This window comes from Mesorhizobium sp. CO1-1-11, from assembly GCF_020164995.1.
GTDB classification, from domain to species: Bacteria; Pseudomonadota; Alphaproteobacteria; order Rhizobiales; family Rhizobiaceae; genus Mesorhizobium; species Mesorhizobium australicum.
The window spans coordinates 38,267-48,994 of record NZ_JAIUHE010000032.1 but is presented as its reverse complement, the minus strand read 5'-3'; the positions used below and the strand labels follow the sequence as shown (position 1 = coordinate 48,994).

Here is a 10,728-nt window from a genome sequence, read left to right as displayed (position 1 = left end):
GGGCCGATGCCCTGGCAAGTCCTTACTGCGTCGGCAGCATGCCTTCGACGTCGCTTGCCGCGTCGGTGAGCGCTTCCGTGGGCGTCGCCGACTGGTCGACGATCCGCGACAGATTGTCGACGATGGTCTGCGTCACCTTCACACCGTTGGTCCCCGGAAAGGCATACCACGGAACCATCAGCGGCATCTGGCTGAGCCCGGCCTGGAACAGCGGGTTCTTCTTGTAGAAGTCGCCGAGATATTCCGGCGATTTCGCCGCGAGTTCATTGTTGGGGACATAGCCGGTGCCGGGCACGACGACCGACGCGCCATAAGGGCCGGCGGCGAATTTCGCGAATTTCCAGGCGGCGTCCTGCTTGGCGGAATCCTTGGTCAGGATGACCACGGCATTGCCGCCGGTCGGCAGATGGCCGTTGGCCGGATCGATCAGCGGGATCTTGGCCGTCCGCAGCGTGAACTTGTCGCCGACGTTCTTGATGGTGTTGACCAGCGCGCCGGTGGTCTGGAACTCGAAGCCAACCTTGCCGGCCGCGAACGCCTGCTCGCCAGCCGGCTTGGTGAAGACCGGCATGCCGCCCTCCTTCACCATCCGCTGCAGGATCTCGACTGCCTTCTCGCCCTCCGGCCCGTTGAAGGCGACCTTGCTTTCGTCCTCGTTCAGCATCTTGCCACCGGCGCCGAACAGCAGCGCCGAAAACATCCAGTCATCGCCCTGCCAGCGGAAGTCGATGCCGTCGACGCCATTGCCGAGCGCCTTGATCTTGCCGCCGAGCGCGATGACCTCGTCCCAGGTCTTGGGCGGATTGTCCGGATCACCGCCGGCGGCCTTCACCAGGTCGGCGTTGTAGTACATGATCGGGTTCGAAGTGGCGAAGGCGAGGCCGACCTGCTTGCCGTTGACCTGCGCCAGCTTCAGGATCGTGTCGGAGAAGCCGAGCTCAGCCATGTTGCCTTCCTTCTTGACCAGCGGGCCAAGATCGACGGCGACGTCGCGTTCGTTGAGCATGCGCAGACGGTTGAGACCGATGAAGGTGATGTCGGGCATTTCGTCGGTGCCGGCCTGGCGAAGGATGGTCTGGATGCCTTCCTCATAAGTGGCGGACGGGCTGGCGAACTGGATCTTGATGTCGGGATTTTCTTCCATGAACTTCTTCGAGATCGTGTCCATCACGTTCTTGAAGAAGCCGGGCATCGGATAATGGACCGTCAGCGTCGTGTCGGCATAGGCCGGAAGGGCTGTCGCCAGCGACACCGCCGCCGCGGCAAAAATCCTGGAGATATGCTTCATTGCCTCGTTGCTCCTTGTTGGCCCGGTCAGCCTTTGAGACCGGTCATGGTGATGCCTTCGACGAAGCGCTTCTGTGCGAACAGGAAGGCAACGACGAGTGGAAGGGTGATGATCAGCGTGGCGGCCATCAGCGCGCCGTAGTCGTCGCCGGCCTCGGCGGCGCGGAAATACATCAGGCCGAGTGGCGGCGTGGCGTAGGCCTGCTTGCTGACGACGATCAGCGGCCAGTAGAGATCGTTCCAGTGGGCGACCACCGAGAAGATCGCGAAGGCAGTGACCGCCGGCCACGCATTGGGGACGATGACTCGCGCGACGATCCCGAGCTCGGACATGCCGTCGAGCCTTGCCGCGTGGATGAGGTCGTCGGGCATGGCGCGGAAGAACTGCAGGAACATGAAGATCGCGAACACCGAGATGGTGAACGGCGCCACCAGCGAGGTGTAGCTGTTGAGCAGCGACATCCTGTCGAAGGCGACATAGAGCGGCAGCGCCGTGGCATGGATCGGTACCAGCAGGCCGAGCATGACCAGCACCATCATCAGCCGCGCGGCACGGAATTTCAGCTTGGCCATGGCGTAGGCGCAGGGAATCGCGACCAGCACCTGGAAGAAGAAGATCAGGCCGCACACGACGACGCCGTTCCACAGCAGCGTTGCCATCGGCACCTTGCTCAGCGCCTTGGCGAAATTCTCGGCGAAGTAGAAATGCTGGGGGACGAGCGACAGCGACGAGGTAAAGATGTCGCTCTGCGTCTTGCCCGCGGTCGAGATCATGAAGATGTAAGGCGCGAGGATCATCAACGCGCCCAGCGAAAGCAGCGCGAAACGGATGATGCGGCCGGCAGGCAGGCTGGTCATGTGTAATGCACCCGCCGGTCGAGTACGCGGTATTGGAGAAGCATCAGCACGACCAGGATCGCAAGGAAGACGACGGTCATTGCCGAGGCATAGCCGACGCGCAGGTAGACGAAGCCTTCCTGGTAGATGGTGAACAGCAGCACTTCGGAGGCCTTGTTGGGCCCGCCATCGGTCAGCATCTTCACGGTTTCGAAGACCTTCACCGCATTGGTGATGCTGATCGTGACGACGAACAGCGTCGTCGGCCCGAGCATCGGCCAGGTGACCAGGAAAAACCGGTCGAGCGCCGATTTCGCGCCATCGACGTGAGCAGCGGCGTAGAGCTCGCGCGGGATCGCCGTCAGGCCAGCCAGGAACAGCACCATGTTGAAGCCGACCGACTGCCAGACGCCGATGATCGACAGGCTGTAGAGCACGGTGCTGGAGGCGCCGAGCCAGTTCGGGCCAGGAATGCCGACCAGCGCAAGCAGCGCGTTGAGTGGCCCGATGGTCGGGTGGAAGAGATATTGCCAGACTGTCGCCATGGCGACGATCAGCGATGCGACCGGCAGGAAATAGACGGTGCGGAAGAAACCGCGCGCCCGAGGTTCGCCTTCGATCAGCAAGGCGACGCCAAGGCCAAGCACGATCGAGACCGGTGCGACGATCGCCGTATAGACCGATGTGTTCCACAGCGATTTGCGGAAGGTGCGGTCGGTCAGGAGATGCGCGTAATTCTCGAAGCCGACCAGGCGGAATTTGCCATAACCGAGTTCGAAATCGGTGAAGCCGAGGAAGATGACGGCGACCACCGGCAGCAGCACGAACAGCAGCAAGAGCACGATCGCCGGGGCCGCCAGCAGCCAGGCGGTGCGGTCCTCGCTGCGCCTGTGGAGAGCCGCGGCGCTCGGGATATTGCCAGCCAGCGCGACGCTAGACATAGGCCGGCTCCTGGCGTGCGGGCGCGGCGCTCGCCGTGCGCAGCCGCTTTCCCTCCGGCCCGAAGACCATGGCATGCTCGGGTGGAAGGAGGATACCCACCGGCATTCCCGCAATCAGGTCCCTCGCCTCGTGCGGCGCCAGCTTGGCGATGACGATGTCGCCGGTCGCATCGAGCCGGCAATGGGCAATGACTTCCGAACCGAGGAATTCGAGGCGCTCGATCCGCCCGGCAAGGCCGCTCCGCCCACTGGGAGACAGTTTGACGAATTCGGGCCTGATGCCGACGCTGACCGGGCCGTTTGCCACCTTCTCCATCAGGGCCAACCGGATGCCTTCGAAGCTGACACGGCCATTTTCGGCAAGTGCCGGTATGATGTTGATCCTGGGCTGGCCGACGAAACGGGCGACCTCGATATGGGCCGGATCGTTGTAGATCGCCTCGGGCGCGGCGAGTTGCAGCAGATTGCCGCCGATCATCACCGCCACCCGGTCGGCCATCGAAAGTGCCTCGGCCTGGTCATGCGTCACATAGAGCGTCGGCACGCCGGCGCGGCGGTGCAGTTCGACGATCTCGCCACGGGCGTGCACCCGCAGATTGGCGTCGAGGTTGGAAAGCGGCTCGTCCATCAGGAAGATCGAGGGGCGCCGCACCATGGCGCGCGCCAGGGCGACACGCTGCCGCTGCCCGCCCGACATCTGACCAGGCTTGCGGTCGAGCAGATGATCGATCTTGAGTACCGTCGCCATCTCGCGGACATCCCGCGAAATGCCAGCGCGGATTTCTTTCTGGCCCGGCAATGCGGAGCCGACCAGCGGCAGGCGCTGCGTCCGGCTCAGCCGCTTCATGGCCAAGGGAACCGCGATGTTCTGGCCGGCCGTCAGATGCGGGTAGAGCGCGTAGGACTGGAACACCATGGCGATGTTGCGATCGGCCGCGGCGACCGCCGACATGTCCTTGCCAGCAACGAATATCTCGCCGCTGTCGGCATGATCAAGCCCGGCAAGAATGCGCAGCAAGGTGCTCTTGCCGCAGCCCGAGGGGCCGACCAGGGCGATGAACTCGCCCGCTTTGACATCGAGGCTGACGCCGTTCAGGACGGCATTGCCGCCAAAGGACTTGTTCAAGCCGCGGAGCGAGAGCGCGCTCATGACGCGACTTTCCTGCGGACCTTGTGCGCCTCGTGCGGGTAGACCTCGGCAACCACGTCATCCAAATAGTGGACGGTCATACCGGGTATGGCGGCGATCTCGCTGGCGACCGTGTCGTCGAATTCATGCATGACGGCGCCGAGCAGCCGCTCGCCCGGCATGTCGCGCTCCATGTCGCCGACGACAAAGGCGGCCGACGGACCCCAGACCAGCGCGGTGTTTTCGTATTTGCCTTGCCATGCCCGGTGCAGGTGACCGCTGGCGAAAAGCGCGACGTCATGGGCACCGATCAGATCGTAGAGGCGTTGCCGCTGTGCTGGGCGGACGCTCCAGTAACCGGTGTCACCTTCGCCGGGCGCGTCGATGAAAAGCGGCTTGTGGGCGAAGAGCGCGACGCGCCGGCCGCCACGGCTTTCCAGCGCCGCACGCAGCCATTCGAACTGGGCCTCTTCCTCGGCATCATCAAAGCCCATCAGCAGGCTGTCGAGACCGATAAATCGCCAGTTTCCGGCGTCCTCCGTCCAAAAATCGGGACCAACCAGCCGGCGCCAGCGCTCGAGGCGTTCCGCATTGACCGGCTGCAAGGAGCCCGGCAGATGGCCGACATCGTGATTGCCGGGCACCAGCAGCATCGGGACCGAAATCTCCCGCATCAGCTCCATGCAGAAGCCGATGTCGGCATCCTTGTCGGCGCCATCGACGCTGAGGTCGCCGGTGTGGATGACGAGGTCAGCACCGCTTTGCGCGATCCAGGCGGCCAGCGGCTCCCAATTGCCGTTGAAATGCGGCTTGGTGGGGCTGAAATGGGTATCGGTGATCTGGACGATTTTCATGCCGGCTCCACTGCGAGAGCCGGCTGCCGGGAACCCACCGGCGCGACTTCGCGTGGGTCTCCTTAGTGCCGTTACATGTCACTTCCTTAACAGGCTGGGGACAAATGTTCCCCGCCATGCCGATAGGCTGGCTGACGGCTAGCTTTTCACCTCGAATTGCGGATCGACCGGGATCTGCATGGCCGTGACCAGATGATTGGTCTGGCCGGCGAGCCCGATGATCGACACAAGTTCGCCGTGCTGCGCGTCTGTCATGCCCTTGGCGCGCGCCGCCGCCGTGTGCGAATGCACGCAGTAGGAGCAGCCATTGGCGGTCGAAACCGCGATGTAGATCATCTCCTTGGTCAGCGGATCGATGGCACTGTCGGCGACCATCACGACCTTCAACTGCTCCCAGATCCGCTTCAGTGCCGGCGGATCATTGGCCAGCCCACGCCAGAAATTATTGACGAAATCCGATTTGCGCGTCGCCCTGATGTCGTCGAACACGGCCTTCACGGCCGGGATTATTTCCACCTCGGCATCGCTCAGGAGTTTTGTCGTGGCCATGGCGTTTCCTTTCGTTGGCTCGGTGGATCAGGTCGTTGATTCAGGTCTCGAGCAAAGGGGCTAAACCGGCTTTTCTGGTTCAGTTTTCGATGCGCAAAAGCGTTTGCAGATTTGCCGAAGCACTAAACTTCGTCATCCCTGGGCGAAGCAGGCGCGAAGCGCCGTCGCGGAGACCCTGGGATCCATTCCGTGACGTCTATCGAAGTGTGCAGCAGAGCGAAATTCCGCACCGTAGCAGCGCTTCCGAGCCCCGGCATGGATCCTCGGGTCTGCGCCGCGTCGCTGCGCTCCTTGCTCCGCCCGTGGATGACGAAATGGCGGATGAGGCGGCTAACCTCCGGTGTTCCATCCAACGGTGCGATCATCCGCCTTCCCCGCCCCCTAGTGCACCGCCGCGTACATGATCTTCTCCTCCGTGGCCTCCGCCGGAGAAAACTCCTCGACGATGCGGCCTTGCCGGCAGACGAGTATCCGATCCGACAGGTTCATGATCTCCGGCAAATAGGACGAGATCACCACCACGGCCAAGCCCTCGTCGGCCAGCCGGTTGATGATCTGGTGGATCTCCGCGATGGCGCCGACATCGACGCCGCGCGTCGGTTCGTCGAAAATGACGATGCGCGGCTGCTGCACCAGCCCCTTGCCGATCACCACCTTCTGCTGGTTGCCACCGGAGAGTTCGACCACGCGCGCATTGTCGTTGATCGCCTTGATGTTGAGCGTCTTCGTCCACTCGGCCGATAGCGCGTGCATCTCCTGCTGGTTGATCACCCAGGCCTTTTCACGGCCGGCCGCCAGCAGGCCACCAAACAGGTTCTCGGCGATGCTCATCGTCTCGAAGATGCCTTCGCTCTTGCGGTCCTCGGTGACATAGACGATGCCGTCCGCCACCGCTTCGCTCGGCACGAGATAGCGCACCGGCCTGTCGTCGAGTTCGATTGTACCGCCGCGCAAAAAATCGCGCTTGTAGATGCCCGACACGATCTTGAAGGTCTCGGTGCGGCCGGAGCCGATCAGGCCGAACACGCCGGTGATCTGGCCCTCGAAGATCGAGAAGGAGTTGTTGCGCACGACATTGCTCATCGAAATGTCCTGCACCGACAGCACTTTCCGGCCCGCCTTGCGCAGCTTGGCTTCGTGGCGCTGGCGGTAGATCTGCCCCGACAAAGTGCGCCCGACCATGGCGGCGACGATCCTGTCGCGGTCGAAGGCCGGCGTGTCGTCGGTGATGACCAGCTCGCCGTCGCGCAGGATGGTGATGCGGTCGGCAATCATCAATGCCTCTTCCAGCGCGTGGCTGATGAAGACGATCGAGACACCGTTCGCCTTCAGCCGCCGGATCAGCGCGAAGAAATGGCGTTTCTCCTCCGGCGTCAGGGTCGCCGTCGGCTCGTCGAAGATGATGATCTCGGCCTTGTGGTGCACGGCGCGCGCGATCTCGACCATCTGCCGCTTGGCCGCGCCCAGCGTCGCCACCATGGCGTTCGGATCGACCGGAAAATTCAGCGACTGCAGGAATTGCTGTGCTGAAATATACGTGCCGCGCAGCCGGTTGAGGAATTTTTCAGTACCGAGATAGAGGTTCTGCGCCACCGTCATCGACGGCACCAGGCTGGTCTCCTGGAACACCATGGCGATGCCGGCCTCGAGTGCGGCATGCGGCGAAGCGTAGGCGATCTCCCGGCCCTTGTGGAACATCCTGCCGGATGTGGCATCGACGACGCCAGCGATGATCTTGGTCAGTGTCGATTTACCCGCGCCGTTCTCGCCGAGCAGTGCGTGGATTTCGCCTTTGCGCAGTTCGAAGCTGACGTTCTTGACTGCCGGAACGCCGCGATAATTCTTGGTGACGTTTTCGAGGCGAATAATTGGTTCCATCAGAAACCTCCCGAGGCGAGGTCGACGGCCAGCACGCAATCGCCACCCCTGGAAGCGATGAACAGCTGGCCGCCCTTTTCCACCACGCTGCAAATGCCGTGGCGCGTGCCGTTGGCGCGGCTGTGCAGGCTGAATTGCGGCTGCATGTTTTGATCGAGCTTGACCACCAGCCCGTAGGAACGGCTCGGCGACCACGGCTTGTGGATGCCCATGGTTCTGATGCCGCCACATTGCAGCGGTTCGAGGAAGCTGCGGCTGGAGGCCATCGCCGGCGCGATCCAGTAAGCCGGCGGCACCTGGTCGATCATGTCCTGGCGGTAGTGCGTTTCCTGCAGCACGAATTCGATCAGCCGGTTGCGTGGCGCGAATAAGGTCAGCCACGCCCCGCCATCGCCGGCCGGCGACAGCCGAGCGGGATAGCCGGGCAGATGCGTCATCACGGTCGAGCGATTGCCGGTCGCGCCATCGAAGCGCACGAGTTGGTGACGCCAGCTCTCGCTCACCAGCACATCCCTGCCAAGGGGCTGGAGCCCGTAGGGAAAGGCGATCCCGCCGGCTATCTTGCGGAACTCGCCACCTGCCCCGTCTCGTTTCCAAAGCGAACCGGACGCGCCCTTCTTCATCAGATCGGCGGCCCATTGCGACGGCGTATGCTCGGCCGACCCGTTGGCCAGCCACAGCGCGCCGTCCTCGGCATAGGCAAGTGCTGTTATGCAGCTGATACCAGCCGGCGGCGAAACCTCCTTGCCTGATATCAAGAGCTTGCCGCTTTCGAGCCCCACCGTCAGTTGGCCCGATGGCGACAGAGCCAGCGCCGTGATTGGGGAAGGAAAGGTCTCGACAACCTTCGGTTCAGTGTCGGCGGCGAGCGAATAGATGGCGTTGCCGCTGGAGGCCAGCAGCCGCCCATCGGCAACCAGCAAATTGTCCGGCTCGGTCAGTTCAGCAAACGCAGGCGCCTCATCCAGCCGCGTGTTGGGACGGAAGGCGCCGTCGAGCGGCGGGATGGTCACCGCCTTGCCACGAAACATATCCAGGATCGGGTCGAGGATCATGGCTGCGCTCCCCAATACGAGGCGGAGCTGGTCCAGTTCGGGTCGGCGCCGGAAACCTTGTAGCGGCCGATGCGATTGTTGAGAATGCCGCCGACGAACAGATATCCCTTGTGCTCGCGCATCGAGGTGACCATCGGGTGCGCGCCGCCCGTCAAGTCGCCCATCGCCTCGACGATGCCGCCCTTCTCGTTGAATTTCACCACGCCGCCGGTGTTGATGTTGGGGAACAGCCATTCGTCCTGCGGCAGCCGGCGCGTCATGCGCTTGCGCATGTCGGGGTGGCGCAACGACAGGTCGAAGCTCGGCGTGCGCATGCCCAGCCACGCCATCCAGTAATTGCCGTCCGACGCGCGGTTGATGTTGTCGGGATAGCCCGGCATGTCGCGGATGACGCATTCGGCGGTGCCCGCCTTCGGCCCTTCCAGCCAATAGCGATGCACCCGGCAGGCCCAACTTTCGGCGAAGAACAGCGACTTGCCATCATGCGCCATGCAGACACCATTGGTGTAACGGTAGCCGTCGAGCAGCGTCCTGGTCGACCCATCCCTGGGATCGTAGACCAGGAGGCGGCCGGTGGCGCGGTTCTCGATCGAGTCCAGCGCCCAGTCATGCGCGTCATAGCGCTTGGTCGAGTCCGTAAAATAGATGCGGCCGTCCGGCGCGATATCGCAATCATTGGGATCGCGCAGCCGCGCATCGTCGACGATCGAGGTCCAGGAGCGCGACGTCTCGGCCGACAGCCTTTTGACCGCGCGATCCGGAGAGACGGAATAGAGCCCCATCGCGCCGACGCAGCTGATCAGATTGCCCCCTTTGTCAAAGGCCAAGCCCAGCGGAAAACCGCCAATATGGGCGAACACCTCCGACCTGACATAATCCGGCGCGAAGAAGCGAACGATCTCGCCATGGCGCGTGCCGCAATAGAGATTGTCGTCGCGGTCGAGGATGACGTCTTCCGGCCCTTCCAGTTCGCCGAGCCCGATATGGTCGGCCGCCGACAGCCGGTTGTCGAGCGCGTAAGGCGTGCCCGAGCCCGGCACCGCGGACTGGGTTTCGCCCATCCTGAGATAGACCGGCGCGACATAGACCTCGTTCAGCACCTTGTGGCGGTTCTTGAGCCAGCGAATGTCGATGGTCACCGCCACCGCCAGCATGATGCCGAGCACCATCTGGTTGGTACCGGTGCCATAGCCCAGCCGGATCAGCCCGTTGGTCATGGTCAGCACGATGATGGCGCCCATCAGCCCCTTGATCACCGAGCCGCGCCCGCCGCCGAGGCTGACGCCGCCGACCACCGCCGCCGTCAGCGCCATGATCTCGAGGTTGAGGCCGGTGCCTGGCCCCGCCCCGCTCAGGCGGCAGGCGATGAGAAAGCCGCCGATCGAGGCGCAGAAGCCGGAAAAGACATAGGTCATGAACACGGTACGGCGCACCCGGATGCCGGCATTGTGCGCCGAACGCCGGGAGCCGCCAACTGCCAGCACGTGCCAGCCCGGCCGCGAGCGCGTCAGCGCGATATGGGTGACGATGGCGAGGATGATCGCCAGCCACACCGAGACGGACAGGCCCCAGAAAGTGCTGTCGCCGATGAAATCGAGCACGTCTGATGTAGCGGTCGAAAGCTGCACATCGGCTGCATAGGTGGTGACCAGGATATCGAACAGCGCCCGCCCGAAGATGAAGGTCACCAGCGTGGTAAGGAAGGCACGCAGCCTGAGATAGCCGACAAGGTAGCCGTTGATCGCGCCGAACACCAACCCGGTGGCGAGCGAGGCGGCCAGCGCCAGCCAGATCGACTGTTCGAGGATGAAGAAGACATAGACGGCGGAAAAGCAGGACAGCGCGAAGATCGAACCGACCGAGAGATCGATGCCGCCGCCCAGCATCACCACCGTCATGCCGGTGACGACCATCGAAAACTCGCCGAGCTGGCGCGTCGATTCCTGCAGGGAAGAAAGCTTGAAGAAGCCCGGAATGATCGAGCCGAAGGTCGCCAACGTCACCACCAGCGCCAGGAAGGGAATGGCGTTGTCGGTCCAGCGCTTGGTCAGTATCTCGCCGACGAGGTGGTCGGGCACGAGATTGTAGCGCCAGGACTGGAGGCGTTCGCGAAAGCTCATCGGGTCACTGCTGCCAGGTCTGGGCCACAAGAGAAAGAGGTGGTCGGACGATCCGGCCACCTCGTCGATATCGGTTGC

The 10,728-nt window shown here is 63.3% G+C and carries 9 protein-coding genes; all 9 read right to left on the bottom strand.

Annotation, left to right across the window (positions count from 1 at the left end; all coding sequences use genetic code 11):
• Positions 1-22: 22 nt before the first annotated feature.
• Complete coding sequence (locus LB554_RS27725) at positions 23-1,288, bottom strand: ABC transporter substrate-binding protein (protein WP_140615476.1); 1,266 nt, start codon at positions 1,286-1,288, stop codon at positions 23-25.
• Between the two features lie 26 nt (positions 1,289-1,314).
• Positions 1,315-2,145, bottom strand: coding sequence for a carbohydrate ABC transporter permease (locus LB554_RS27720; protein WP_140615474.1), 831 nt, complete (start codon positions 2,143-2,145; stop codon positions 1,315-1,317).
• Positions 2,142-3,065, bottom strand: coding sequence for a carbohydrate ABC transporter permease (locus LB554_RS27715; protein ID WP_015317092.1), 924 nt, complete (start codon positions 3,063-3,065; stop codon positions 2,142-2,144). The genes LB554_RS27720 and LB554_RS27715 overlap by 4 nt, the downstream gene beginning before the upstream one ends.
• Entirely contained in the window at positions 3,058-4,215 is a 1,158-nt protein-coding gene (locus tag LB554_RS27710) for an ABC transporter ATP-binding protein (RefSeq protein ID WP_224588003.1), read from the bottom strand. The genes LB554_RS27715 and LB554_RS27710 overlap by 8 nt, the downstream gene beginning before the upstream one ends.
• The gene (locus LB554_RS27705) at positions 4,212-5,048 is read right to left on the bottom strand and encodes a metallophosphoesterase family protein (RefSeq protein WP_224588002.1); all 837 of its coding nucleotides are present in this window, start codon (positions 5,046-5,048) and stop codon (positions 4,212-4,214) included. The genes LB554_RS27710 and LB554_RS27705 overlap by 4 nt, the downstream gene beginning before the upstream one ends.
• Positions 5,049-5,186: 138 nt before the next feature.
• Positions 5,187-5,597: a carboxymuconolactone decarboxylase family protein gene (locus LB554_RS27700; protein WP_224588001.1), complete on the bottom strand. Its 411-nt coding sequence runs from the start codon at positions 5,595-5,597 to the stop codon at positions 5,187-5,189.
• Between the two features lie 381 nt (positions 5,598-5,978).
• Positions 5,979-7,475, bottom strand: coding sequence for a sugar ABC transporter ATP-binding protein (locus LB554_RS27695; protein ID WP_224588000.1), 1,497 nt, complete (start codon positions 7,473-7,475; stop codon positions 5,979-5,981).
• Positions 7,475-8,530, bottom strand: a complete 1,056-nt coding sequence (locus LB554_RS27690; RefSeq protein ID WP_224587999.1) for a hypothetical protein — start codon at positions 8,528-8,530, stop codon at positions 7,475-7,477. Before LB554_RS27690 ends, LB554_RS27695 begins: the two co-directional genes overlap by 1 nt.
• On the bottom strand, positions 8,527-10,650 hold the full coding sequence (locus tag LB554_RS27685) for an ABC transporter permease (protein WP_015317086.1): 2,124 nt from the start codon (positions 10,648-10,650) through the stop codon (positions 8,527-8,529). Before LB554_RS27685 ends, LB554_RS27690 begins: the two co-directional genes overlap by 4 nt.
• Positions 10,651-10,728 lie beyond the last annotated feature (78 nt).